The organism is Paenibacillus barengoltzii NBRC 101215 (assembly GCF_004000745.1).
In the GTDB taxonomy this organism is placed as follows: domain Bacteria; phylum Bacillota; class Bacilli; order Paenibacillales; family Paenibacillaceae; genus Fontibacillus; species Fontibacillus barengoltzii.
In genome coordinates, this window is the sequence record NZ_BILV01000046.1 from 23257 (window position 1) to 47245 (window position 23989).

Annotated in this window: 27 protein-coding genes and 5 tRNA genes; 6 read left to right on the top strand and 26 right to left on the bottom strand. The window is 48.9% G+C overall.

Going from position 1 to position 23989, the window contains the following annotated elements:
* Positions 1–83: 83 nt before the first annotated feature.
* The 18 genes from PBA01S_RS13570 to PBA01S_RS13655 all read right to left on the bottom strand — a co-directional run bounded on the left by PBA01S_RS13570 (position 84) and on the right by PBA01S_RS13655 (position 16251).
* Complete coding sequence (locus tag PBA01S_RS13570; protein WP_127576181.1) at positions 84–1727, bottom strand: DUF6382 and FHA domain-containing protein; 1644 nt, start codon at positions 1725–1727, stop codon at positions 84–86.
* Between the two features lie 20 nt (positions 1728–1747).
* Complete coding sequence (locus tag PBA01S_RS13575; RefSeq protein WP_127576182.1) at positions 1748–2251, bottom strand: A24 family peptidase; 504 nt, start codon at positions 2249–2251, stop codon at positions 1748–1750.
* A gap of 19 nt (positions 2252–2270) precedes the next feature.
* Complete coding sequence (locus PBA01S_RS13580; RefSeq protein ID WP_127576183.1) at positions 2271–3344, bottom strand: pilus assembly protein; 1074 nt, start codon at positions 3342–3344, stop codon at positions 2271–2273.
* Positions 3313–5634 (bottom strand): TadE/TadG family type IV pilus assembly protein, encoded by a 2322-nt coding sequence (locus tag PBA01S_RS13585; RefSeq protein WP_255315358.1) that lies wholly within the window; start codon positions 5632–5634, stop codon positions 3313–3315. Before PBA01S_RS13585 ends, PBA01S_RS13580 begins: the two co-directional genes overlap by 32 nt.
* The gene (locus tag PBA01S_RS13590) at positions 5549–6211 is read right to left on the bottom strand and encodes a TadE/TadG family type IV pilus assembly protein (RefSeq protein ID WP_127576184.1); all 663 of its coding nucleotides are present in this window, start codon (positions 6209–6211) and stop codon (positions 5549–5551) included. Before PBA01S_RS13590 ends, PBA01S_RS13585 begins: the two co-directional genes overlap by 86 nt.
* 2 nt (positions 6212–6213) lie before the next feature.
* Positions 6214–6408 carry a Flp1 family type IVb pilin gene (locus PBA01S_RS13595; protein WP_016313096.1) on the bottom strand — a complete coding sequence of 65 codons (195 nt, stop codon included), beginning with the start codon at positions 6406–6408 and terminating at the stop codon, positions 6214–6216.
* A gap of 22 nt (positions 6409–6430) precedes the next feature.
* Complete coding sequence (locus tag PBA01S_RS13600) at positions 6431–7306, bottom strand: type II secretion system F family protein (protein ID WP_127576185.1); 876 nt, start codon at positions 7304–7306, stop codon at positions 6431–6433.
* Positions 7307–7322: 16 nt separating this feature from the next.
* Positions 7323–8135: a type II secretion system F family protein gene (locus PBA01S_RS13605; RefSeq protein ID WP_174844487.1), complete on the bottom strand. Its 813-nt coding sequence runs from the start codon at positions 8133–8135 to the stop codon at positions 7323–7325.
* Between the two features lie 23 nt (positions 8136–8158).
* Positions 8159–9379 carry a TadA family conjugal transfer-associated ATPase gene (locus PBA01S_RS13610; RefSeq protein WP_127576187.1) on the bottom strand — a complete coding sequence of 407 codons (1221 nt, stop codon included), beginning with the start codon at positions 9377–9379 and terminating at the stop codon, positions 8159–8161.
* Complete coding sequence (locus PBA01S_RS13615) at positions 9345–10565, bottom strand: nucleotide-binding protein (protein WP_255315359.1); 1221 nt, start codon at positions 10563–10565, stop codon at positions 9345–9347. The genes PBA01S_RS13610 and PBA01S_RS13615 overlap by 35 nt, the downstream gene beginning before the upstream one ends.
* Before the next feature lie 174 nt (positions 10566–10739).
* Positions 10740–11186, bottom strand: coding sequence for a hypothetical protein (locus PBA01S_RS13620; protein WP_127576189.1), 447 nt, complete (start codon positions 11184–11186; stop codon positions 10740–10742).
* Positions 11174–11791: an ABC transporter ATP-binding protein gene (locus PBA01S_RS13625; protein WP_127576190.1), complete on the bottom strand. Its 618-nt coding sequence runs from the start codon at positions 11789–11791 to the stop codon at positions 11174–11176. Before PBA01S_RS13625 ends, PBA01S_RS13620 begins: the two co-directional genes overlap by 13 nt.
* Complete coding sequence (locus PBA01S_RS13630; RefSeq protein ID WP_127576191.1) at positions 11791–13770, bottom strand: DUF1430 domain-containing protein; 1980 nt, start codon at positions 13768–13770, stop codon at positions 11791–11793. The genes PBA01S_RS13625 and PBA01S_RS13630 overlap by 1 nt, the downstream gene beginning before the upstream one ends.
* An 84-nt stretch (positions 13771–13854) precedes the next feature.
* Positions 13855–14202: a mediterrocin family bacteriocin gene (locus PBA01S_RS13635; protein WP_127576192.1), complete on the bottom strand. Its 348-nt coding sequence runs from the start codon at positions 14200–14202 to the stop codon at positions 13855–13857.
* A gap of 513 nt (positions 14203–14715) precedes the next feature.
* Complete coding sequence (locus PBA01S_RS13640; RefSeq protein WP_127576193.1) at positions 14716–15138, bottom strand: thiol-disulfide oxidoreductase DCC family protein; 423 nt, start codon at positions 15136–15138, stop codon at positions 14716–14718.
* A 122-nt stretch (positions 15139–15260) separates the two neighbouring features.
* The gene (locus PBA01S_RS13645; protein WP_016313102.1) at positions 15261–15536 is read right to left on the bottom strand and encodes a hypothetical protein; all 276 of its coding nucleotides are present in this window, start codon (positions 15534–15536) and stop codon (positions 15261–15263) included.
* A gap of 243 nt (positions 15537–15779) precedes the next feature.
* Positions 15780–15862 (bottom strand) — tRNA-Leu (locus PBA01S_RS13650).
* Positions 15863–15930: 68 nt separating this feature from the next.
* Entirely contained in the window at positions 15931–16251 is a 321-nt protein-coding gene (locus PBA01S_RS13655) for a helix-turn-helix domain-containing protein (protein WP_051134981.1), read from the bottom strand.
* Positions 16252–16481: 230 nt separating this feature from the next.
* Between PBA01S_RS13655 and PBA01S_RS13660 the strand changes: the two genes are divergently transcribed.
* Positions 16482–17120, top strand: a complete 639-nt coding sequence (locus tag PBA01S_RS13660; RefSeq protein ID WP_016313104.1) for a PAS domain-containing protein — start codon at positions 16482–16484, stop codon at positions 17118–17120.
* A gap of 16 nt (positions 17121–17136) precedes the next feature.
* Here the strand turns inward: PBA01S_RS13660 and PBA01S_RS13665 are convergent, their stop codons facing one another.
* Complete coding sequence (locus tag PBA01S_RS13665; RefSeq protein WP_127576194.1) at positions 17137–17877, bottom strand: AzlC family ABC transporter permease; 741 nt, start codon at positions 17875–17877, stop codon at positions 17137–17139.
* Positions 17878–17915: 38 nt separating this feature from the next.
* Complete coding sequence (locus PBA01S_RS13670; RefSeq protein ID WP_254899750.1) at positions 17916–18236, bottom strand: AzlD domain-containing protein; 321 nt, start codon at positions 18234–18236, stop codon at positions 17916–17918.
* A gap of 99 nt (positions 18237–18335) precedes the next feature.
* Here PBA01S_RS13670 and PBA01S_RS13675 point away from each other — a divergent pair, with 99 nt between their 5' ends.
* Complete coding sequence (locus PBA01S_RS13675) at positions 18336–19187, top strand: Cof-type HAD-IIB family hydrolase (protein WP_127576195.1); 852 nt, start codon at positions 18336–18338, stop codon at positions 19185–19187.
* Positions 19188–19255: 68 nt separating this feature from the next.
* Here the strand turns inward: PBA01S_RS13675 and PBA01S_RS13680 are convergent.
* The 4 genes from PBA01S_RS13680 to PBA01S_RS13695 form a co-directional block, all read right to left on the bottom strand.
* Positions 19256–19338: transfer RNA gene (locus PBA01S_RS13680), tRNA-Leu, on the bottom strand.
* A gap of 21 nt (positions 19339–19359) precedes the next feature.
* A tRNA-Glu gene (locus PBA01S_RS13685) sits at positions 19360–19434 on the bottom strand.
* Between the two features lie 247 nt (positions 19435–19681).
* A tRNA-Ser gene (locus tag PBA01S_RS13690) sits at positions 19682–19770 on the bottom strand.
* 7 nt (positions 19771–19777) lie between these two features.
* Positions 19778–19853 (bottom strand) — tRNA-Asn (locus PBA01S_RS13695).
* Positions 19854–20095: 242 nt separating this feature from the next.
* Here PBA01S_RS13695 and PBA01S_RS13700 point away from each other — a divergent pair.
* Positions 20096–21379, top strand: coding sequence for an MFS transporter (locus PBA01S_RS13700; RefSeq protein WP_016313108.1), 1284 nt, complete (start codon positions 20096–20098; stop codon positions 21377–21379).
* 90 nt (positions 21380–21469) lie between these two features.
* Positions 21470–22027, top strand: coding sequence for a winged helix-turn-helix domain-containing protein (locus tag PBA01S_RS13705; protein ID WP_016313109.1), 558 nt, complete (start codon positions 21470–21472; stop codon positions 22025–22027).
* On the opposite strand, the gene brfA is transcribed toward PBA01S_RS13705, so the two are convergent.
* Complete coding sequence (gene brfA, locus PBA01S_RS23455; RefSeq protein ID WP_016313110.1) at positions 21939–22220, bottom strand: ribosome rescue factor BrfA; 282 nt, start codon at positions 22218–22220, stop codon at positions 21939–21941. The two genes, PBA01S_RS13705 and brfA, sit on opposite strands and share 89 nt — an antisense overlap.
* A gap of 43 nt (positions 22221–22263) precedes the next feature.
* A complete protein-coding gene (locus tag PBA01S_RS13715; RefSeq protein ID WP_028539686.1) occupies positions 22264–22734 on the bottom strand; it encodes a SprT family protein in 471 nt (156 codons plus the stop codon).
* A 120-nt stretch (positions 22735–22854) separates the two neighbouring features.
* Here PBA01S_RS13715 and PBA01S_RS13720 point away from each other — a divergent pair, with 120 nt between their 5' ends.
* Together PBA01S_RS13720 and cmpA are read left to right on the top strand one after the other, a co-directional pair.
* Entirely contained in the window at positions 22855–23205 is a 351-nt protein-coding gene (locus PBA01S_RS13720) for a hypothetical protein (protein WP_028539685.1), read from the top strand.
* 600 nt (positions 23206–23805) lie between these two features.
* Positions 23806–23946, top strand: a complete 141-nt coding sequence (cmpA, locus tag PBA01S_RS13725; protein ID WP_127576196.1) for a cortex morphogenetic protein CmpA — start codon at positions 23806–23808, stop codon at positions 23944–23946.
* Positions 23947–23989: the final 43 nt, after the last annotated feature.

Below are 23989 nucleotides of genomic sequence, written 5' to 3' on the forward strand. Positions count from 1 at the left end.
GTATGTACCTTGTAATTGAGAATAATTCTCGTTCATTATACTCGCTTTTCCGGTGAGAATCTACGGTCATTTCAAATTTGAGTTTAGTCTGCTTCCACCCCAAACTTAAACCTCGTTTCCGCCAACATGAACACGTCATCATTGTGCAAAGGGTATTCTTTATAAGGCGCCACATTTTCTCCGTTGAGGTAAGTCCCATTGGTTGAGCCAAGATCCTTTAAGGTACAGCCCTGCGGTGTCACTAAGATTTCCACATGCGCACGGGAGACACCGGATGTATTCTCCACATATTGTGCTATGTCTTCCGAGCGGCCAATCACGAAACTGCCCGGCGTCAGGGGAATGCGCTCCGCCGTTCCGCCGTCAGACTCGTACCGCTCCAAATAGTAACGCGGAATGCGTTCACGGGCCGGGTTGTCCTGGCCTGCCAGAGCAGACCGACTAAGCAGGACCGTAGGCGGTGATAATCTCACTTCGGATTCCGACTCAGGCATGACGGAACCGGAGGGCTCCACCCTCATGTCTGGAAGGCCTGACCGAGGAGCAAATGCCTCCATCGTGACCTTCCCCCCAGACTCCGAACGTTCCGACACTTCGGCATGTTCGCCAAAGAAAGAGGAGTCAAATTCCCGTTCGTTCGTGAAGCCCAACGGACGTAACGTTCCGAGCGACCCAAGAGATTCCTCCGGAACATCGCCTGCCTCTTCTTCCTGGCTGATCGAACTGCTGCAAAACTTACGCCACAACACAACCCCTGTAACCCCTAACAGTACGGTAAGCAAAGCGCCAAGCGCTAACCCTAATGTTCCAGGACGATCGAGATAGAGGAACTTCCAACCCAAAGCATCGACCAGAAGGAGCCCGAGGACAAGGTAGGTTGGTTTAATTCGCGTCACACCTGCTGCCATTGCTTCATCCTCGAGACCCGGCCACGTTTCTCTGATTGCATTTGCATCAGTTGAATCATGGGCAGTCGCCCCAGACAATTTAGACGATTGGGTCGTGGTTGATATATCTGTAGGAACATATTCCTTAACAACGGCAGAACGGGAGGATGAGACTGCAGGTCGAGGAACCATTCTTGGCAGCGGCTCGTTAAGTATGGATTTTCTCTCTCCAACCCTCTCACCGCTCATGGACTTGGCACTCGGTTCATCCAACAATAAATGGAGCAGCATTTTTTTCAGTTCCCCTAGCGAAAAAAGCTCATCTCCGCATAACCGGACCAACTGCGGAATCCCATCCCCCTCAACCCGGGAGACGCAGGTGAGCATCCGGGTAATCAGCGATAGCAGTGACTGAGACAACGGGAGACCGGGCGGCGCTTCCTTCCAAGGGACATAGGTAAAATGCATCGCCCCGCTGGACAACGGCTCCTCCACAAAAATATGTGTCTCATCCAATAAGAAGCCGGATGGCGACAGCATATACCGCTTGCTGTCCTCCAGTACAGCCACCACTTGGAGCAGTAAACCATAAAACTCCGGCATACTGATCTTGTCGCTGCGAAGACACTGGGAGAGCATTCTTTTTCCGGTGATATCATAATGCAGGCTGATTTGATAATCGATTTCGCGAATATCAAGCCGCAGCAAATTCGGTACACTTACCGCGGCCAGCATAGACCGTTGAACCCGGTTCAGATCTTCCGGCCTCAGCCCCTCCTTCGCCTGCAGGATCATGTAGGTACCGCCGTCCCGGACAAAATCAGTAACCAACTCCGGCATGTTCCATCCCTCCCCATACGTTACATAGAGTAAATCGCCAGTAGTACCCCCGGTACCACAGCCAGCATAAACGGAAACTGCAGTTGCTGTTTGGCGACCGCTTGGATTGGAGCTGGGCTGCGCAATACCGCTGCCCCGAGGAGACTGCTGGCGATCCGACGCAGACGATACCCGGTCTCCTGCCGCCAAATCAAAAGAATCAGACCGATGCAGCCGGCGGCTAGAATCGAGTACATCATCGTCGATAAAGTTAAAGCCATTCCCGTCCAGGCCCCAATTCCTGCAAACAGCTTAACATCGCCGCCACCAACAGCTCGAAGCAAATACAGAACAAACATCAGTCCAAATCCAACGGCCGCCCCAGCCGCTGAGAACCAAGCGCCTCTCCACCCATCCGTTAACAGGTGATAAGACAGTCCGGTAAAAATGCCCGTAACCGTAATCACGTTAGGAATTTTCATCGATCTTAAATCCGTTACGAAGGCTGCAAGCAGCATCAGCAAACAGCCCCAGAGCTCAATCATCTGTCCCCACTCCCTTCTCCTATTGTGAACGCGGGCTGACCACCTCGAACGTGGCCGTCGTATGTACGCCTTCCTCCGTTTCAATTACGAAACTCCACGTCCCCGGCGTGGTGTTTCCTCCGACCAGCCAAGTCCAGCTGATTTGTCCTTGATCATCCGCCGTTGCTTCACCCAAATATTTCGCTTGGCTGACCCCGCTCTTGTAATACACGGTCAGCTTGGCTGTTGATCCCGGAGCAACCTTAGCTAGAACCGTCGCCCGGCGTCCAGCATATGCCGGGTCAGGCTTGGCAATCACGACTGCTGCTTGCCCCGTCTCTTCACCGCTTCCGTCCCCCGATTCCAGCTCTCCGGTATCCCCGATCCACAGCCGCTCCTCCGCCCTCGTCTGCAGCACCAGCTGCCGACCGATAAGCGGTACCTTCAGAGGCAGCTCATAACTTAACTCAAGACCAAAGTACGGCTGCTTCCCCGTCTTTAAGTTCGGGACCGTAACGCGGGTCACATGCAGACGTTCTTCCTCCAGGAGGGTACCGCGAAGAAAAGGACGCAACATCGGCTTGATCAACGGATCTAATACAGCCTCAGACACTTTCGTTTTAAGCTCCTGCAGCGGTTGATCACCTTTACGGGCAGCGTCGATTACCCATGTCGACAGCGGCGGCGGCAAGTTGGACGCATATTGCTGCGCCCATTCCTCCAGCGACAGAGATGGCATCTGCCAGGAAAACGAATCACTTCCCGATGTACTCTCAGGGTTACCAATTCCCCCAGTCGAAGAAGTTCCCGAATTCTCGTTCTCCGGATTGGCGGTTGGAGATTGCCCTCCTTGCCCCTCGGTATGCTGAGCCTGTACGGCGAGCGCCACTGGATAAATATGAGCAGAGATCTGTTTTACCGCATTGGCTGCGGCCAGATGCAGCTGCCCGTAAAGCAGCGTCATATGGACGAGGAACACAAACCAAAAGACAACCAGTACAAATACCGGAGCGACCAAGGCAGCTTCCAGAGTGATGCTTCCTTTCGACAATTCCTTCCGGAAGCCGCACCTCATCGTTCCGTTAATACGAAAAGTCCGCTTGCTTGGCCACATAATACTGGCTTCCTTCCACATGTCCTTTGAGTATGCCGACCTTCCCCAGCGCTTTGCTTACTCCCGGCAAGAACCATAGCGGCATCGCCACGGTCACGTTGCCCTTGACATAAGTAGACCGTTCCGCTGGATCCACTCCGGTATTCAGCGCGATCATGGCCAACATCCGTGACAATCGTTGCTCACTGCGCCCATGCAGCAGCAGAAATAATCTGAGATGATCCCGGTAGGTCAAATCGACTTTCAGATAGTCGCTTAGTTGAATCTTTCCGTCCCGGGTTAAAGAAATCATGTCCTGCAGCGCATGTTGTGCTCCGTACAACAAGGCTGCGGCAAACACCAACAGCGGGTTGCCTTTAGCCGCATTTTTCACCAAGCCCTCCATCGTCCGAATTGCCAGCCGCATGGCAAAAATCTCACCAAACGCTGCAGCGATATTCCCCGCCGGATGGTGCGCGCCGTACAGAATATACTCAACCTCTTGGCTCTCCGGTGCCAGCTGGCCGCGAATCGCTTCCAGCGCATCAGCTTGGTTTTTGCCCTCGAACAAACCATTTAAGACACTGACATCCAGGAAATGAAAATAACTCGCAACGTATTCCGTTTGATAAACGTTGTCCGACATGCCGCCCATCAGGCTTGCTAATCCGCCATAGATATTGTCCATCATCCCCATGGAGGCGCGTCCTGCCTCACTTGGATCATCGTTTACGCTCGTAGCCCCCGCCTCCTCGCCGGCAACGGAACGGTTTAACGAACGGTTCGCTTCCATCTTCGCCTTTAGCTGATCGAATTGGGCTTGATGTTCTTTTAGTCCGTTTTTGAGCTGTTCGATCTTGCGTATCCTACTCGCAGCATCCTTCAGTGTAGCGCTGGCCGCCTTCTCTGTAGCCTTCCGCTCCTTATCAGAGGACCGGTGGGCATCCAGTCTTCGGGCACTCGCTTCTAAAATATTGCCTGAACCGGATGTAACGAATTGCCGCAAATAAGCATCACTTGCCCTGACAGCGCTATTCACGCTCGAAGCAAAAGAGCTGGGCGGAGCTGTGGCGGATAATACGGAACCGCTTTGTGCCAGCAGCGTATTTCCCGCGCTTCGAAGTTCAGCAAATGCCGTGGTTTGCCGATCCATATCTGAGCCCAGGCTAGCGAATAACTCATCGGACAGCAGCAAGGAGTCGGCTTGGGCCCGGATCTCTTCAATAGCCGCTCCTTCGCCAACCGGATCCGAGCTGCCGCTGCGGGTGCTTGTCCCGGCGGACACCTCGTTATAAGCCGCTTGTTCCGGACGATTCTCCGCCTCGGCGATCGTTTGCCGCATCTGTTCATTGATCCGTCGCGCTTCATCGAGCAGCGACTTTGCCTGCGGCAGGACCGCGGCATGCTTCTGCTCTGCAGTACGCAATGCACGATCCAATGCAGCAAACAACCCGCTGGTTGCAGAACGGTAGCGGCTGATTTGCGCTGTATACATCCGATCCTCCGGTTCCAGGCCTGCATCCGCCTCAACTTGGCTCACAAATTCAGGATATTCGGCAGCGGCATCAGCCAGCGTGGAGAGACTATCGCTCCCCCCGCCTCCTGACAGCGCCTTCGCATAAGGCTCCACCGTCTTGCCGGCTTGTCGTTGCAGCTCCAGGAGCTGGTCCAGCTTGGCCTCCCTCTGGTCGTAGAGCTTCTGCAGCTTCCCCAGCAAATCTACCGTATTCGAGGCTTCCTTCATGACTCCAGCCATCGGTTTAAAGCGATTAAGCAGCTCGATGGTAATGTCGATGGGTGCCCGATACTTCATTTGCTCGCGAATTTGTTGTTCGAACACCGGATATGTCCCGATCGGATGCATGAATTCGACGGCAGAGGAATCCAACCTCGCATTTAGCAGAGGGAATCCTTCCTTTTGCCGGACCAGCTCGAATTGGTCTTGGAGCACCTTCGACATGATGTAATTCCCATCCGTTTGCCCGTATGCAAATAACCCGTACCGTTCAGCCAATTCACGATCGTATGCTGACAGGACCGATCTCGAAGCTGCGTGCACCAAGGTCTCCACCTGAGCTTGCAAAGCAAACATGCGGGCGAAATCGATAAACAGGGCAACAAACGCAAACACCGCGGCAAATATGACGATAAAAAATACCGTGACCGCCCCGTGCTCCGAGCGATTCCGTGAAAACACCGACAACTCCGCCTCCTTCTCCATCCGGTTATTTTCCGAACCGTACCAACGCTTCTTGCGCCTCCTGCTTGTCCATTCCTCCCGCACCTGTACCGCTTCGGAACTTCTCGCCATAATATCGCGCCAGTTCAACGGTCCGGATCCATTCTGTTGGCTCGACCACATACGATTCAGCCCGACTGCGCTGATGGATATCGTCAATCCAGGCCTCCAACGGAGCCAGCGGGATCAGCCGATCCAGCGCAACACTGACCTTGCGCAGCAGTAATCGGTTATCATAGCCCATCTCCCCGTCGATGCCTTCTGGCAGCTTAGTCCCTGTCCGATTCAGCTTCTTTAACGGAAGCGACTGGCCCTCTCCATCACCTGCACCCGCAGGCAATGTCAACTTCACCACTCCGCTGCCGCCGTCCCCGCCAAAAATCGCTTGCAGCAACCCATCATCCCCGAGTCGCCAATAGAGGGAGTCGTGCTTGCCATCGACATAGGCTCCGGTTAAGCCGTCCCGGTAGCTGTTATCCCAGGTATAAGCGGTTCGCTCTGCCGCAACGATGGCCGCTTGCCCCAATAGTGCCTGTTGATAAAGGTAAAGACAGAAGAACAGAAGAATCAGTACCGTGTAAAAAATCAACGGAAGCACCAAAGAAGATTCGATCGTAAAAACCCCGCGTTGATCCTGCCAAAGCTTCATTCTTACGTCTCGTCCATGAAGTTTTCCGTTTTCGTCTTAGCTTTATCGAGCAAGCTCTCAATAATCGCCTTCAATTGTTTGCGAAAAATCGCAGCGATAATCACAATCACCGCGATAATCAGGATCATTTCCAGCATTCCAAGCCCCTCTTCATTACGCCAAAAGCTTCTCATCTCTTTGCGAATTGTCGTTAACATGTTTTCTCCTCCTCTGTGTGCATTACAAATTCATGATCATAAAAGCCGGTGCCCCAACCAAAATCAGTACGGCCATAAACAGCAGCACCATCGGAAACACCAGCTTGGACGAAGCTTGCTCGCCCAACGTTCTGCTGACGGCTTTGCGTTTCTCCCACAATGAATGGGACAAGTCTCGCAGAGCCAGAGCAAAATCCTCCCCGCCGCGGCGGTAGTTTAATAGAACGGCCGTCGTAAAAGCCGACACCTCCTGAATGCCGCAGCGTTTGCTGAATCCTTCCATCGCCTGCTGAAATGAATCCCCCCCTTCCCATTCCTTCTGCATCTGCAGCAGCTCCCGGTATAAGGGATGTCCGATTTGCTCCCGCTTGCGCTCAAGGCATAACTTTATCGCCTGCTGAACAGTTGATCCGGCACCTACCAACAGCACAATTTTGTTCAGCAGCTCCGGCAGCTCCAGCAAGACAGCCTGTTCCCGCCGCTGAACCTTTCGATAAAGGTCATTGAGCAGCGCCATCGGCACCAACACAGCGAACAGGACGCCGATCCCTAAGCCGGCAGGGCCGTCGCTCAACAACGTCATCAGACCCCCGAACAGGAGGCAAATGTAACCGTACGTGAGCGCCTCCGATAGCCAGAGCAGCGTCATTTCGCGGCTGCGCCGGCTGCCGCCGATTTTCTGCACGGCACGCTGAACCTTAAAGAAGAAGCCGGGAAAACGCTGTGATACCTTCATTCGTTCCAAGAGCAGCAGCATCGGCGGCGAAAACCGAACAAGCTTTAATCCCTCCAGAGGCAAATCCGTATGCCACCGATAGAGGGGACGAGAGTTCTGGTAAACGTATAGCCAGCCTCCGCTCAACACGAATAGCAGCAAACCCGAAACCACAAGGTACAATCAACGAACGCCCCCTTTACACTCGGATATTGATGATCTTTAACATCAGCCAGGCGCAGATTGCGTATAGAAGCAACGCCAAGCCTGAAATCAGCAACCCGGCACCTTGATGCAGCGGACGCATATAGTCCGGAGATGTGAGTTGCATAAAGAGCAAGAACAAGACCGGTGCTGCTAACATCGCTTTCGCTTCAAATCGTTTCTGGGCAATCATCACGCTGATCTCCTGCGTGATCTCCAGCTTCTCACCGATCAGGTTCGATGTCCGCCGGATCACTTCCACCAGATCACCACCGGAACGCTTGCAGGTCGTAAACACATCGGCAAAATTGTCGATATCCTCCATGGCGGCACGTCGGCTGAAATCCAGCAGCGCCTCCTCAATAGGCTGACCGTAATCCATCCGGGCGCAGATGATCGCAAGCTCCCGCATGACATCGTTATCGCCGTCCGGATACAGCAGTCTTAGATCGTCGATCGCCTCACGAAAGCCGTTCTCTACGGAGCGGCCAGCAGCCAATGAAGAGGACAGCGAGTATAACGCTTGCTTAAAATGCAGGCTCAGATTCTCCCGTCTTCGGCGCAGCAGGTAACGGCTCCAGAACTTGGGCGTGTATAAGCCGCTTAACGAAAGCAACAGTGCCAGCGGGAGGGAATGGAAGAAAATGTAACCTAGTGTAAAGAAAGCAGTTCCTCCAACCAACGTGCAGATCAGCCGCTGTCGCGGAGACAGAGGATACACCCGGTAATCCGCAAGACTTGTTTGATCCGTCGCCGGCTTTATCCCCGCCTTCCTGCGCTGCAAGCCGGACCTTGCTTTCAGCAACAAAATGAACCCTCTCCTTCCCAGCATTAATCGACCGGCAATCCAGCCATACGCAGCTTGTCCGTGTGGATTAACTTAGCGCCGCTGCTCTGTAAATGCCCCACAATTCGGCCGTTCTGCTCCCCTTCCTCCTGGAACGTAAACAGCGGCTGAAGCACCACCTCCCCGTCCCGCAGGCCAACCACCTCGGAAATTTCAGTTACTCGGCGTGAGCGGTCACGCAACCGCGACAAATGAACGAAAACATCGATCGACGAAGCGATCTGCTGACGAACAACCGGAAGCGGCAACTCGGCTCCACTCAACACCATCGTCTCCAACCTGCTGATCATATCTGCTGTGCTGTTGGCATGCCCCGTCGAAAGAGAGCCATCATGGCCAGTGTTCATGGCCTGAAGCATATCCAGCGCTTCCGCCCCGCGCACCTCCCCAACGATAATCCGGTTGGGCCGCATCCGCAGCGAAGATCGGATTAGCTCGCGCACGGTAATTTCGCCTTTCCCTTCCGTATTGGCATTCCGGGTTTCGAGCGATACGAGATTCGGGACCGTAACGATTTGCAGCTCGGCGGAATCCTCGATCGTAATCACCCGCTCATCGGGTGGGATGAACTGGGACAAGGCGTTTAAAAACGTCGTTTTCCCCGAGCCCGTTCCGCCGCTGATAAAGATGTTGTATTTGCTTCGCACCAGCCGCTGCAGCAGCTCCGCCGCTTCCTCGCTCAGGGAGCCAATCGCAACCAACTGCTCCATGGTTAACGGCCGTTCCGGGAATTTGCGAATGGTCATCGTTGGGCCCTTTAAAGCGATGGGAGGCAGTACGATATTTACCCGCGACCCGTCCCGCAGACGCGCATCAACGATTGGCGACGATTCGTTCACTACCCGGTTCACGCCGGAAACGATCATCTGGATAATGTCTTCCAAGCGCTCCCGGGACTCAAAGCGGACAGGAATCCGCTGAACCTGCCCCTCCCGTTCGACGAAGATTTCCTCATGACTGTTGATCATAATCTCTGTAACGCTGCGATCCTCAACGAGCGGCTGAAGAATATCTAGCCCGCGAAACGAATCGTACAACCTGCGCACCCATTTCCGCTTCTCAGCCGCCGTTGCCCCACTTAATCTCCGATCCTCCAGAACGCGTCGCTCGATATAGTCCATCAGTTGGTCATCGTTCAGAACAGAGGTGACATCCAGCCCCTGACGAATTTCATTGCGCAGGGCGGTAAATTCCGCTTCCTCCATCATGAATCCCTCCAGCACCAGCGAATGACGGTTCCTCACCCTGAAGCTCACGGCAAAGCCGAATCATATCGCGTTGATACAGCGGCGAATGCAGCAATTCACCTTGGCGGCTGCCCTGACTCCAGGCTGGAATATACGATAGCGTAGCTCGCAGTTTCATCTCGGGACGCTGCAAATCAGCCAGCGGCTTGCCTGTGTATCGATTCAGTGCAAAACAGGTTTTCTTCAGAAGCGACCGGTAAAAATCCGGCCGAGTACGTTCCAGATGAGTCAGCCATCCCCGGGTTTTACGCATTACTCCCCAATCCTCCGTTACGATCCATACAATACGATCCGCCCGTTCCAGCACCGCATCCATACGTCCATCTGGAAAGGAATCCATATCGACGATCACCGAGTCATACAAACCGCTGCCGGCAATGTACTCGATTAACTCCACTGTATCTTTGCGCTCCATTTCCAATAGCTCATTCAGATTATCCGGCGGGGCCAGCGTATCCCCTTGAAGTACGGGATGCCTGTAGGCATACGAGGAGATCGGAAAACGGGGCGGTTCCCGCCGATCCTCAGCCGCCTTCAAGTCGTACAGCAGCCGGGCTAAACCAGGCTTCTCCTCCTTTGATCTCTGCCCGGTAAACGGCGGTTCGCTGCCAATCGTCTCCAGGTTCAGGTAAAATACCTTCCCCCCTTCGGTCGCCAGCTGTCGGGCTAAATGAAGCGCCACCGTCGTTTTGCCTAAGCCTCCTACGGTTGAATAAACCCCAATGACCAACGACTGCCCGCCGATGAGCACCTCCTTGCCTGAAGCTCCTTGAACGAGCTCGATCACCACAGAAAGCAGCTGATGCAACGACTGATATTTGTCGACGCGCAAACGATCCGAATGCTGTGGCCCACCGCCTTCCCCTAGTTCAATGAAGTAAAGCCCGGGGCGCTTCATGCCTTCTGCCGCCTCAAGGAACATCTGGTCACCCAACACCGCATCGATCTCTCCGCCGGATTCCAGCAGATATTGGGCAAATGCCTCCTTCCGGCTAAACGCAGTTACCACCAAACGCCGGTCGAACTCGCTCTCATGAACATAATGCAAAAATGGTTCGATATACTCCTCCTCTTGCACGGCCAGCACCAATTTGATTGGAATCTCAATCCCCTCCTTCAAGGAAAACGAGAACAAAAAAAGCACCGCCCAATAACCCGATTTAACAATCGAGTAATGGACGGTGCTACCGTTCAAATTTCCTTGATTTTATAATTATTTTACTCTTTTTTCCATCATTAGTCAAGAGTCTGAACCGACTTTACGAAAGCTTCGAAAAAGCGAAATCAAGCTGTTCCCTAATTTATTGAAGTAGTTTAATCATTGTAGATCCCAGACTGATGAAGCCCTTGTTATTAGCTCTGTTATTACAGGTTGTATATCATCCATATCTTTTATTATTCTTTGATTACCTACTGGATTCATATGCTCATCTAATGTTAATTCATAAACGGTTGTTCCCTTTACAATTCTAACCCCATATTCATATCCTCCTTCTATTAATGGCCAAATTATTAGAGCATTGCCTGTCTCAGAATGATGAACACCAAGGTTCCCAGTAAAACTTAAATAACCTGGTGGTTTAACATTATATACATATCCATCTTTTTTTAAAATGTGATTACCAAATTGACTTTTTGGAACGACCGTTAAAAAGTCATGATAGCGATTATTGGTCACTACATACCATACAACATTCCAGATTCCAAAAAGTACGATAAGACTAACACTAATTATAATAACTATTTTAGATTTCAAACTTCGCATAAATTAACTACTCGTCCCCCCTGCTTTTTAATCTCTTCGTCATGTGTTACTAGAATAATTGTTTTGCCAGCTTCATTAAACTTCCTTAGCAACCCCATAACGACATCCGCATTGTTCCGATCCAGCGATCCTGTAGGTTCATCCGCTAAAATCACATCACATTTTTTGAGCATAAGACGAGCTAATGCCACCCGTTGTTGTTCCCCTCCCGAGAGGGTGTACACTTTATTGTTCAATTTATCTTCAAGCCCCACAAATTTTAAAGCATCTGTAATAGAGATATCTGTCTTACAATCCTTTCGAATCAATTGGAGATTCTCTTTCACAGTCTTGTTATCGACCAAAGCAAAATTTTGAAATAAGAACCCCACCTTTGTTCGGTAAAACCGAAGTTGGTTTCTTTTATCCGCAACATTCATTTCATCGACCCATATCGCCCCTGCATCAGGTTTTTCTATGGCCCCAATGAGATTTAGTAAGGTGGTTTTACCGCAGCCGCTAGGGCCGGAAAAAATGATAAACTCCCCTGTCTCAACCGTTAGACTAAAGTTCTGAAAGAGAGGAACCCCGTTAAATGACTTGCATAGATTTTCAATTTTGATCATTAGAGATTTCCTCCTTTCAGTATTTTAGAAATTTTTGATTTTTCAACTTTTCGGACATATGTAAGAATGGCAATCAGTTCAGAGACAAAAATAATAATCCCTCCGAAGAGCAAAAATTTTGATAAACCTAACCCTAAGTATAGGGAAATGACTACTGAACAACCAATACTAATAGCAGTTGTAGCTAATGTAATCCATATAATCTTCCAGTTCTTTTGCCAAATACTATAGCCTAGAACTTTCTTGATGGATAACTCAATGGCATTAACTTCGTATTCAAGTTTAATAATCGATGCAATAATAATAAATTCAAGAAACAAAACAAGTACACTAAATATGGAGTTAATGTACAACACCTTTTTAGCAATATTCCAGCTTTCGTTATATTTGTTGAGAACATTCATTTTGCTAAAGATAGCTGTCGACTCTGTTAAGTGATGTTCCTGAACAAATTGCCTAAATTCTTCGTCCGATATGTCATACATGATTTCATATATATATACTCCTTTACTAGGTATATAATTAAGTTTAAGCTCTTCTTCTGGTAACAGGTTATTAAGTATAATAATAGGGTTCTTTACCCTTTCACTTCCATAAATATGATTCTGATCGATAGCGACTAAATTTACAGTTTTTTTATAATAAAGGACTTCATAATCTTTACCAATATTATTATTTTCAAAGAAATCATATTTATCTTCCAGTTGAGGTAAAAGTGATTCATTCGTAGCTAATGAGTCAGGCAAAATAAAGTAAACACTTTTATCCTTCCTAATTTTTTCTAGTTCAGGTATTTTCTCTATCAAATAAGAAACAGCATTTCGATTGGCCATGATGGTTGGTATTGTACCTAGTGTGTCGTGTACCTTTGATAGCAATGTAGCGTTAGCATTTCTAAAATGATCAGTATAAAATTTGGATTGTAACAGTTCGCTCTCCTTAAACTTAGGGTCTCCTTCACCATTACTTTTGACTATTGGTCTATACCTCAAAGTAATATAGGAATAGTCAGCAAATTCTTCAAAAAATACTTTTTGCTTATACACATTGTATGAATCAAAAGCAAAGACCAGATTGCTAGAAATTGCAAATGTGGTTATCATAACCGATATCAATTTTAAAATATAATTAATAGCAAGAAGTTTTCTCGAACTACTGTTTGCATTAGAAAATGCCTCTCGAATTGGATAGGATCGAGAAGTTAAGTATACTAAGGCGTTTAATACCAGGAGTGCACTGAATCCATAAAACGAAATTTGTAAGCTAAGAAATACAGATGTTACCTTACCCAGCAGGAAAAATAAACATGCTAAAATCAAAATATACACCAAAGAATCTATTGCTATATTTCTCCAAATGAGAGTCGATAATTGCTCCCCCATTGTAATTCGTATAAGGTTTTCTTTCTTCTGATAAAGAACATCATAATAAGTTAAAACCAAAGTGATAGAAATCATTAGTACCCAAATTCCGATAATTAAATATGTTGTGTCTTGATTTACATATCCTTCTTGAGGGAAGTTCCCTGCATATTTGTCAATTAATTCCGATTTAAATTGCTCCACTTGTCGACTCGTCCCAATGAGATAAAAATCATGTATATTTTCCAGTCCTTCGATTTGCTCAAAGGGGTGAAAACTAAATTGAATATCTCCCAAAAACAAAGTTTTATATTCTCTATAATGAATCGATGAAATCTCCTCAATTTTTTTCTCTGCACCGGAAGATCCATACAGCTTGATTTCAGTCACATTATGATTTGAGTTTTTGATAAAAGTAAAAAATTCAACCCCATTTTTCTCAGAGGCTTTCAGTATATCTTGCTTCATATCATTTTCATTTTGACTAAACTGCAAATAAAAAGAGGTGTAATGATATGGCGTGAAAAAATTATCTAATCTGAATCTCTGACTTTCTCCAATGATTAATAGACCGAATAAAAACACGCAAAAGCATATGATGTATTTCAATAACTTCACTATAGGTAACCCCCAGTATAAGTAGACTCACCGCTTCAAGTATTTTACTTGTAGCGGTGAGGACTACTAACAATTACTTATGAATTAGAAGTTAAAATTATAATAGACAGTTTGACCAGCATGTCTTACATCAATTCTAGACCATTTACCCGCAGAATTAGAATCTGAATAGGTGTCGTTACCATTAGTTAGCTTAACTGTATGACCTTTGGAATTATGATAACCATGAATGAAATCTTCATCAATTGCAAATTTATTAAATCCATATTCAACTTCCCACGTAGCTGAGCCGCTTCCTCCGCTATCAGTTAACGTCCAGGCTCTGGCAAATCCCTTACCCAGACTATCGTAACTTTTGGATTCAGCAAAAGCAGACGGTGCGAGAGAAAGTAATCCAAGCACGATTACGCTAGAAAGTAGTATCTTTTTCATGTGTTATACTCCCTTTTCTTTAATTTTGCTAAGACTGATAGTTGGCCAACTTACCAAGGTCTTAACCATAATTAGTTATAACATATCGTTAAGTTAAAATCTACCATTTATTCTAAAATAGATATTTAGTACCTTAATAATGTATTTATTTAGAATTAGCAATATAAAATAAAAAAGCTTGGATCAAAATTTGACCGCAAGCCTAGTTTATTTTGATATATCTATCTAATCATTTGATTAGTATTGTATTTTTTAGGTAGTATCTTTTACAAATTTTTCAACAAAATTATGGCATAGAAGGGATCAAGCACCAGAGCATTGGAGGCACAATCAAAATTGAATCAAATAAAAGGGCTTTTTCTCGCAGAAAACTTCAAAATAAAAATATCAGTCTATTTTTTAATTCACTTAAATTTGTAGAATTGCTTTTTCTGCTTTATGAAACTGACATTACTTCTAAACATTCAGATATTTTACACAAAAAATTTAACTGTTTGGTTATAAAATTCCATACTACTCCTCCAAAAACCGCTCCTTCAGCTCCCGGGTCGGCACGAGGCAGGTTTCGTCCTTCCCAAACCAACGGTAACGATGTTTGGCGATAAATTGATAGACCGCATCTCGAAGTCCCTTCGGGATGACGATCAACGCATAGAGCAGCGGCCAGGGGTAGCGTAAACCTCTAGCAATGCGCAGCGCCGCCGCCGAGCGGATATAATAGGTTCCATTTTCGATCAACACGACGCTGTCCAGCGACTTCTCATGCGCCCCTGCCGCTTGCAGCAGCCGGCTCCCTGCCTGGGATTGCAGCGAGGCAAAGCGGAACCGCCCAGCCGGGTCATGTTTGATAATAAACTTGACCGCTCCCTGGCATAAATGGCAGACGCCGTCAAATAAAATCACATGTTCATTCCGTTCAACTGGTTTATCTGACATCCTCCATCCTCCTCTCCTGTTCGCGGTAACGCAGAACCCATCTACTCATCTATTTAGAAGATATGAAAAAAGCACGGGACCATTCCCGTGCTTGCTGTCGCCAGCTGGCCAAAGCGTTTTTACTAGGACGTCAGCTTCTCCAGCCACTGTCCTTCTACCATCTGACGGTTGATTTCATCCGAAAACTTCTCCATACATCCGCAAATGAAGTCTTTACGGCAGACCGGGCAAGGTGTCTTTTGCAGCCTGCTGACGTTGGTTAACCGCCATTCGGGATTACGGTGGTAAAACACGCGGCACGCCGTACCATCGGCCAGATTCACGATAAACTCGTATAATCCGTCATTCTCGTTGCTGCCGGCCTTGGTCACATTTACAACATTCGGTCTGTAAGCCATGTTATCACCCGTATTATCAAATTTCGTTCCACAGAGCGCAGCTCTTTTAGTACTTAGACATATTAATGAATTTTTATCGGCGTGTCAACTTGAAAACCTGCCCAAACGGCTTGATTTGACGCACTTTTCGCAAGATTTTTATTAATATGTGCAAAAAGTCACCTTCCCATACTCACATGCTCCACCAATTCAAAGGAATCAAAAAAAGAACTTCCCGGATTCCTCCGAGAAGTTCTTCTGTCATGCGGTAGAGAGGACTCGAACCTCCACGGGCGTACGCCCACTACCCCCTCAAGATAGCGTGTCTGCCATTCCACCACTACCGCATATGTTAAGTCTAGGTTCAGACGAACATGGTAATTATAGCTTTGCCGTCTTCAAAAGTAAAGTGGAATTATTTGTCCATCCGACCGGTCTTCCGCCTACGGTAACGGACAAATTCGATATATTCCCGAACAAAAGCTCGCTCGGCTTCGGTTAACGTGCCGATGAACGAGCTCCAGTCTTTATCGGTGGTGGTGGTATATTCCGTTCTATGATCCTGCACGTACTCCGCCTGTTTTTCCTTTCCCGTCATAAGCCAATCCAGACTAACATCGAAAAAAGCCGCGATCTCAATCAATTTATTCGTGCTCGGCGTGGACTTTCCCCGCTTCCAATCCCCGAAGTTCCCGGTACTGATCCCCAATTCGAGGCAAAACGCCTTTTTGGTCATGCCGGCGTTTTTAATCAGCAGTTCAATACGTTCGTAGATTGACAACTTCTCTCCAACCTTCCTCAACAGCTTTGATGACGCATTTAAGTAATTTATAAGTTGTGTAATAACTTAGATGCGTTTATAATAGAGTGAAATGCTGGAACTATACCTATATCTTAACATACGACTGGCAAGTACTTAATAGGTCGGAAGACTGCCCTCAGTTTCATGACAGGAGCGTACCCGCCATGAGTGACAACTTCCAATGGAAGGCACCCTATCATTCTTTGAATCAAAGTGTTGCAATCATTGAACCGAATGGAACGATCGTCTCTGTCAACCGAACTTGGGCCAAACGTGCCGCCTCTTTGGGTGTTGCTCACGGCTGGGCACGGCCCGGATTAAACATTTTTCAGTTTTTTCAGCAGGGGCCGCATCATCATCGTTATTTTAACCCCCATCTGCTGTTGGATCAATTTTCCAAAATATTAAACGGGGAAGCCGACCATATTGAGATTGAATTCAAGGTTCCCTCCAACGATGACGAGCTCTGGTTTCTCGCCGAATTAACTCCTTATGCCGAAGAGGACGCCTCTTCACCTCAAGGCATCGTGATCACCTGCACCAACATCACCCGGATAAAGCGTCTGCAACTTCAAATTCAGCATGAGCTCGCACATACCCGCACGCTCCGAGGGCTGCTTCCCATTTGTGCCGTATGTAAGAAGATCAAGGATGAAGGCAACAACAGATGGTGTAACACCGAGGCTTACCTGATCCAGCATACCCACGCTGAATTTACGCATGACATTTGCCCTGATTGCATCCGGGCTTTATATCCCAAATATTCCTCGAACCTGGACTTGCCGCCCCAGCAGGAACCATAATGAACTCAGCTGAGCGTTAGTGTAACGGACGTTCAGCTTTGTCCTGGGCTGCCGAAATTCGTCGTGATAACATTCGGCTGAGTTGCTGCCCCAGTGTAGCACCAGCCAAGCCTCCGGCAATCAAGCCGATGCCCCCAAGCTGGAGCATCCCTGCGAAGGTGGCGAGCACGGCCCCACAGCCAGCTGCGGCTAGGAATGGCACAGTACGCTCGCCCCCGGCAAGCAACGCGATGAAGAGCGCCGGCAGCGCAAAAGTTAAAACTTCCGCCAATTCTGCGGTAACGAAGCTCCCCAATCCAGTGCCTACCGCTGTACCGGCAATCCACGACCCATAAATCGCCAATGCGAAAGTAATATAATAAGCAGGCGATATCGGCTCCCCTTGGGCTGCCCGGCTGGAAGTGACCGCGAACCCTTCATCGGTTAGGCCAATCGCTGCCAACCATTTGGGGAATTCCCGCCATGTCGACAGGTAAGGTCCCATCGTTGCTCCATAGAGGACATGACGCATGTTTAACAGCAGCAGTGTCGTTACGATGGTCACGGGAGCCGCAGCGGATGCCAACATACCTAACAGCATAAACTGGGCCCCTCCCGAGAAGATCCAAACCGAACTGAACACAGTCATTCCCCCCGGCATTCCACCCGCCGCAGCTAGCACACCGTAAGTCATGGACAATGGAAAATAAGCCAGCAGAATCGGAAATGCATCCCGTAAGGCATGTTGAATCTCTTCACTTCGTTTCGGTCGATTCATGAATGCTTCCTCTCCCTCTATCTATCTTTTGATCCTGGTCAGCCGAGCCAAGCGTGAAAACCTGCATAAAACAGCACGCCGGCGGTTACTGTTAACAGAAGACGGCGTGTCCACCAGGCGATCAAAATCGTAGGAATCGCGGCAAACAGCATCAGGTTCTCCGCCAGCGGTATCCACTTCCCATCATCAAGCAGCAGCAGCGGGCCAATCAGCGAGCCAAGCACGGCAGGCGTCACATACGCTAACCATTCCTTCGTAGAATCGGACCACCGGATCCGGCTGCCTAATACTAAGGAACCTGCCCGTAATAAATAGGTTCCCGCTCCAATCAGAACAATGATCCAAAGCTGAGTTACCACGTTTTGATCTCTCCTTGACCTGAAATGCATTTCATAATTTATACTCGTAACCATAAAGATAACCCTCACCCATAATGGGAGGATAGGAGGAAACTAACGATGAAACTGATCGCTGTTGATCTGGACGGAACGCTGCTGACCTCGAACAGCCGCCCGAGCTCCCAAGGCTTGGACGCCATTTCGCACGCCGTAGAACAGGGGCATACTGTAACGCTGTGTACCGGTAGAGCAAGCTTTGATGCCCGACATTTAACCGGGAAGCTGTCCATCCCCATTATCGCATCCAATGGCGCAGAAGTGTTCGACCGGGAAGGAATGCTGCTGCGGGAAACGCCAATTCACTCGAACGCTGCTGCGGAAGCCATTCGTTATTTGCTGAAACAGGACGTCTATTTCGAAATATTTTGTCCTGAAGCCATCTATTCACCGTCAAGCGGCGAGCAAAAGCTGCTCGCTGAAATGGATATGCTGGTCAGCGCAAATGCGGAGGTCAATCGGGATCGATTGTGGGAGAGCGCAAAAATCCAATTCGTTCAATTTGGTTTCGAGAGATTCGACAATCCACTGCAGCTCATCGAGCAAGAGCGTCCTATATATAAACTTCTGGTATTTACCTATAACGAAGAAAAACTCGACGAAATCACGCGACATTTTAACGTACAGCCTCAGGTGCAAACGACTACCTCCGCCAAGCATATTGTAGAGGTCATCGCGAAGGAAACCGACAAAGGCCAAGCATTACAATTTCTCGCCGGCCATTTGGGCGTCGAGATGTCCGATACCGTGGTGATCGGTGACAGCTATAATGATATCTCCATGTTTCAAGTCGCAGGTACCAAAATCGCTATGGGCAATGCTGTAGATGACGTCAAGCGCCTGGCCACCTCGGTCACCCGAACCAATGACGAACACGGAGTGGCTTATGCAATTCGCACTTTACTCGAAATCTAGCCCCTGTCTAAGCCTTTGGGCATGAAGAAAGAACCTTGCTAAATGCAAGGTTCTTCACTTTCTTAGGATGCGGTAGAGAGGACTCGAACCTCCACGGGCGTACGCCCACTACCCCCTCAAGATAGCGTGTCTGCCATTCCACCACTACCGCATATGAAATTAATAAAAGGGATGGTGACCCGTAGGGGATTCGAACCCCTGTTACCTCCGTGAAAGGGAGGTGTCTTAACCCCTTGACCAACGGGCCACAGCTTCATCACCACTAGAAGCGGCGACAAAAATGAGTATAGCAAAAAGATTTCCGGCTTGCAAGCCCTAAATATAAAAAATATTTTGGGAACGGAGAGAGAGAGATACTCTCACTTCGTTCGAGACTGCGATGTATTCCTACCGAAGCTTATGCTCCGACGAACCCACCTATCGAGGGTTCTCATCCATCAAACAACAAAGAGCCTCCAGATTACCGGAGGCTCTTATTGTGATGTAATTCAGAACGGAGAGAGAGGGATTCGAACCCTCGCACCGCTTACGCAGTCTAACCCCTTAGCAGAGGGTCCCCTTATAGCCACTTGGGTATCTCTCCATATAAATGGCTCCCCGAACAGGACTCGAACCTGTGACAACTCGATTAACAGTCGAGTGCTCTACCGACTGAGCTATCGGGGAACGACATGAGTGAGAACACCATTTAATTTATCACGGTTCCGCAGCAAAGTCAAGATTCTAAGCAGTTTGTAAGCCCTTCCTTCTTTCTCCACACACGGTGACAACTGTTCAGCCAGTTGCCGCAGCTTTTCGTCAAACAAGCCCCCCAAAAAAAGGGTTGCATTCCATCGAAAAAACGATAAAATAAACTTAACGTAAAAATAATTTTAACGTGTTAACATTTTTGTAGGAGGAATGTTTTCATGTCTCAAGACGTGCGCGTCAAAAGCCGGCCGTTGATCCGGATCGGAGAACTGGCAGCTTATAAACCGTTTCTGTACCTTTTGCTCGCTCGTATCATTTCCCGTTTTGGCGATTCTATTGACTCTATTGCTTATAGCTGGATGGTATACAGACTAACCGGCTCCACCTTGATGATGGGCACCTTGTTTGCCCTCAATTTCATCCCGAACATCGCCTTTAGCTTTTTCGCGGGAACGCTGGTGGATCGTTGGTCCAAGAAGAAGGTCGCGGCGTTCACCTATCTGGGGCGCGGCCTCATTGTCTGCTTCACGGCCTTCCTCTATTGGCAAGGCTGGCTCGCCCCCTGGCATCTCTATGTGCTGACATTCTTGACCTCCACCTTGGAATGCTTTGCCTCTCCTGCCGAGCTGGCTTTGGTTCCTCAACTGCTGCCTAAGGAAAAACTGCTTAGCGGCAATTCGTTCAGCACTTCCGCTTCGCGGGCAGCTGAATTAGCGGGCATGGCCGCCGTCGGCGGTATTATTGCAACCTTAGGTATTTCCACTGCAATTTTGATTGACGGCCTTACGTTTACCCTTGCGGCCGGCTTCATTTTTCTGATTCGCACCTCCAGCCCAAGCGCCAACCCAGATTCACCTGCTCCTCACCTCAATGCTGCACAACCAGACGACTCCTTTGTTCAGGAACTGAAGGCTGGGCTTAAATATCTCGTATCCAACAAATTGCTGATTACCATCGTGATGGCTGCGGCTTTCGTTAACTTCTGCTTATCCCCGTTTAACGTCCTAAACGCCGTCTATGTGGATGAAATTCTAGGTTCCGGTCCTGCCGGCCTAAGCCTGATGGGGGTTAGCTTAATCTCTGGAACCATTGTCAGCGGGTTATGGATTGGCAAGAGGGGCTCCCACTACAAAAAAAGCCATCTCATCCTCACCGGTTACTTGCTGCTTGGAGCCAACTATGCGCTGATGTACCTGCCTGCGGTCGTTCCGATTCAACCGCTCGCTTTGGCTGCGTTATTTTCCTTTGGCATGGGGCTTTCCGTCTCCTTATGCAACACCCCATCCACGACCTATTTTATGGAAAGTGTCCCCAAGGAACTGCTGGGCCGTGTTGGAGCATTGTACTCCATGGTCTGCACCTGTGCGATTCCTGCAGGCAGCGCGCTGGCCGGGGTTGTAGGGGAATGGATGCCTGTCCACCTTCTGTATGTAAGCTTTGGATGCCTCCTACTTATCCCGCTTCTGTTCTTATTAAAGCAGCGAAGCTTTATGGAAATTTGATGCCTTCACCTGCTTTGCGCATTTGATAGACCCAAGCTATACTAAAAACAACGACGACAACCGCATGAGGTTCGGGTAGGGGGCTTGCAGGTGGACAATGTGAAGGAATTAAAAACCTTGGAGGACATTCGGATCTATTCTGACCCGTATCGCCTTCAAATCCTGGATACATTTAAGCAATTAAATCGTCCGGCAACGATGAAGGAAGTCGCGGATAAGATGGGAGAGGTTCCAGCCAAGGTCTATTATCATGCCAAAAAACTGGAGAGCATCGGCCTGCTGCAACTTGTGGATACGAAGGTCATCAACGGCATTACAGCGAAATACTATGAGCCCTTTGAGGGGGCTATTCAGATTAAGAAAAGTTATTTTGACGATACGCTGAGGCAGGTCGCCTTGTCAGAAACCGAGAAGCTGCTCAACAATTTATATGATGAAAGCAAGAAGCGGTTCTTGAAAGCATCTCGCTCGCAAACGTCTTCTGCGCAGTTGACCACGGATCAGGTGTATCTGACCCCGCAGGAAGCGAAAGAGTTTCAGGATTGGGTCGCGGCGTTTCTTATGCAGCACCAGACCAAGACGTCAGAGGACAGTGAGTTGCACGAGATTTTTTTAACGGTATCGAAAAGCACAGATTCTGAGGACTAAAATAATAAGAACCATCGTCTCCATAATAGGAAGCGTGGTTCTTATATTTTTGCCGATGAAGTTGTTCCTGCTTGGTCTTCGTCTTGCGGGTTCGCAAATCCTGCAACGCAAATGGGCTGCGGCTGAGCTCGGGGCTGCGTTTGCCTTCTCGAATGAGCTTCTGCCGATGTTTCTTGGCTTGAGATTGAGCCATCTGACATCACTCCTTCAATCGTTTGACTTCAGTATAGCACATCTTAAGCTTCGGATAATGAATAAAGCCGAAGTTTCCCCGCACATCGACCGCAGCGGTATCGGGCGGGATCCACGCGGCGTTTACGCAGATACGTCATTCCGCAATCGGCGCAGACCAGCTTATAGCGGTGCGGCAATGTTTTGCGCTGTTTTGCTCCGGGCAAGGCGTTGCAATAGCGGCTGCCGCCCACTTTTTGAAGCAGGGCCTTAAAGTCCGCGTCGCGATGCTGGTATCCTCGCCCCGCGAGGTGCAGATGGTAGTGACACAATTCGTGCTTGATGATGCGTTCGACTTCCTCTTCCCCGTAGGCAGCCAGTTGCGCGGGATTAATTTCGATATGATGGGTTTTCATAAAATAACGCCCTCCGGTTGTTCGTAACCGGCTGTTAAAACGGGCTTTATGCCGGAAAGGCACGCCGAAAGAACGCAGCGAGATTTGCTCGATCCAGGCTTGCAGCTGCTCATCCGTCATCGTCCTCTCCCCTTCCTGTTCGTAGATGCAAAATATAATGCTAGATTCATTACTTGAATTTTAACTTCTCCTTACGCTACACTGTCAAGTAGGATGGATAGAAAAGGAGAATCGTGAAGCATGTCCCTAATGAGATACGTCATATTGCAGCAGGACCAAGAACTGATCTTCGTTGAAATGCCCCGTGATTACGCCTACCAGCTTAGCGCTTTGAATTTGCGGCTGAACAAGGAAATCGATAAACTGACGGCTTCCAAGGTTCCAACCTTGCCGCGTGCAATTGCCGAATGCGACCAGCTTGAGCTCCTGCAGGAATCGCTGCAGATCACCAGCGGGCTGGATTATATTAACGGACTGGAGTCCGCTTTTTCCGCGATTCGCGAGGAAAATTACCCCCTGATTTCGCTGCTCACCGAAATCCGTGCTCTCCAGGCTCAGCTGGAGCAATGGTACGAAGAAGAAGGCGCGTAACTCTTGAGTTTCTGCCAAGAGAACCGCAACAAAAAAAGCCGGCCGGTTATCCCTTTCTGTAAGTTGGGGAGCGGCCGGCTTTTTGGCTTAGGGTTGGGGGGCTTAGCACGCCAACGTCGGGGTTTTTTGGGGGCAGGGCTCGTCATGCCCACCGCCCTCCCTCCAACGAACCAGCGCCACTCTAACGGAACGTAGAGACCTTATTTGCCTATTTCCCGGCGATTTCCCGCTGTAACGGAACGTAATGACCTTATTGCACCTTTTTGGCGACCATATCACCATCCACGCCCCAAATAAGGTCTCCTGGTTCCGTTAGGATTGGATCATGCCCGTTTCCTCGCAAATAACGTCTCTGAGTTCCGTTAGAATGGACCCAACTAACGCGGAGGCAGCGCCAACGCTCCAAACTTCTGTTAGAGTGGCGTCAACCCTCGCACCACCCTCCCGGTCGTCAGCTCAGGCCAGCTGCCCCCGTCCCTTCCGATTTCCCACCGTGCTCACAATCCAGAATTTACCGTCGATTTGCAAGGGACTTGCACGGATTGGGGAAATTCCCCATACCTTAACCATACCAATGGGTTACCGGAGGAGGGGATACGCTTGCCAAACTGGCTTAGCAATCAGATCATGCGTGCCTTTAACAAGAGAGATCGCCGTCAAATTCGGCTGTTAAACGATTGTTGGTTTTTTTATTATAGTCGTCAAAAAAGCCAAACCGAATCCTCAAACCAAATGCAATAGCACTTCAATGCAACAAGGGCCGGCTCCACAGCAGAAAATCTAC

What these genes read in the sequence shown, in the direction of transcription:
- PBA01S_RS13570 (WP_127576181.1), bottom strand. Translation starts at nt 1,727, where the DNA reads ATGCCGGAGTTGGTTACTGATTTTGTCCGGGACGGCGGTACCTACATG.
- PBA01S_RS13575 (WP_127576182.1), bottom strand. Translation starts at nt 2,251, where the DNA reads ATGATTGAGCTCTGGGGCTGTTTGCTGATGCTGCTTGCAGCCTTCGTA.
- PBA01S_RS13580 (WP_127576183.1), bottom strand. Translation starts at nt 3,344, where the DNA reads ATGTGGCCAAGCAAGCGGACTTTTCGTATTAACGGAACGATGAGGTGC.
- PBA01S_RS13585 (WP_255315358.1), bottom strand. Translation starts at nt 5,634, where the DNA reads ATGGCGAGAAGTTCCGAAGCGGTACAGGTGCGGGAGGAATGGACAAGC.
- PBA01S_RS13590 (WP_127576184.1), bottom strand. Translation starts at nt 6,211, where the DNA reads ATGAAGCTTTGGCAGGATCAACGCGGGGTTTTTACGATCGAATCTTCT.
- PBA01S_RS13595 (WP_016313096.1), bottom strand. Translation starts at nt 6,408, where the DNA reads ATGTTAACGACAATTCGCAAAGAGATGAGAAGCTTTTGGCGTAATGAA.
- PBA01S_RS13610 (WP_127576187.1), bottom strand. Translation starts at nt 9,379, where the DNA reads ATGGAGGAAGCGGAATTTACCGCCCTGCGCAATGAAATTCGTCAGGGG.
- PBA01S_RS13620 (WP_127576189.1), bottom strand. Translation starts at nt 11,186, where the DNA reads ATGCGAAGTTTGAAATCTAAAATAGTTATTATAATTAGTGTTAGTCTT.
- PBA01S_RS13625 (WP_127576190.1), bottom strand. Translation starts at nt 11,791, where the DNA reads ATGATCAAAATTGAAAATCTATGCAAGTCATTTAACGGGGTTCCTCTC.
- PBA01S_RS13635 (WP_127576192.1), bottom strand. Translation starts at nt 14,202, where the DNA reads ATGAAAAAGATACTACTTTCTAGCGTAATCGTGCTTGGATTACTTTCT.
- PBA01S_RS13640 (WP_127576193.1), bottom strand. Translation starts at nt 15,138, where the DNA reads ATGTCAGATAAACCAGTTGAACGGAATGAACATGTGATTTTATTTGAC.
- PBA01S_RS13645 (WP_016313102.1), bottom strand. Translation starts at nt 15,536, where the DNA reads ATGGCTTACAGACCGAATGTTGTAAATGTGACCAAGGCCGGCAGCAAC.
- PBA01S_RS13655 (WP_051134981.1), bottom strand. Translation starts at nt 16,251, where the DNA reads ATGACCAAAAAGGCGTTTTGCCTCGAATTGGGGATCAGTACCGGGAAC.
- PBA01S_RS13660 (WP_016313104.1), top strand. Translation starts at nt 16,482, where the DNA reads ATGAGTGACAACTTCCAATGGAAGGCACCCTATCATTCTTTGAATCAA.
- PBA01S_RS13665 (WP_127576194.1), bottom strand. Translation starts at nt 17,877, where the DNA reads ATGAATCGACCGAAACGAAGTGAAGAGATTCAACATGCCTTACGGGAT.
- PBA01S_RS13675 (WP_127576195.1), top strand. Translation starts at nt 18,336, where the DNA reads ATGAAACTGATCGCTGTTGATCTGGACGGAACGCTGCTGACCTCGAAC.
- PBA01S_RS13700 (WP_016313108.1), top strand. Translation starts at nt 20,096, where the DNA reads ATGTCTCAAGACGTGCGCGTCAAAAGCCGGCCGTTGATCCGGATCGGA.
- brfA (WP_016313110.1), bottom strand. Translation starts at nt 22,220, where the DNA reads ATGGCTCAATCTCAAGCCAAGAAACATCGGCAGAAGCTCATTCGAGAA.
- PBA01S_RS13715 (WP_028539686.1), bottom strand. Translation starts at nt 22,734, where the DNA reads ATGACGGATGAGCAGCTGCAAGCCTGGATCGAGCAAATCTCGCTGCGT.
- PBA01S_RS13720 (WP_028539685.1), top strand. Translation starts at nt 22,855, where the DNA reads ATGTCCCTAATGAGATACGTCATATTGCAGCAGGACCAAGAACTGATC.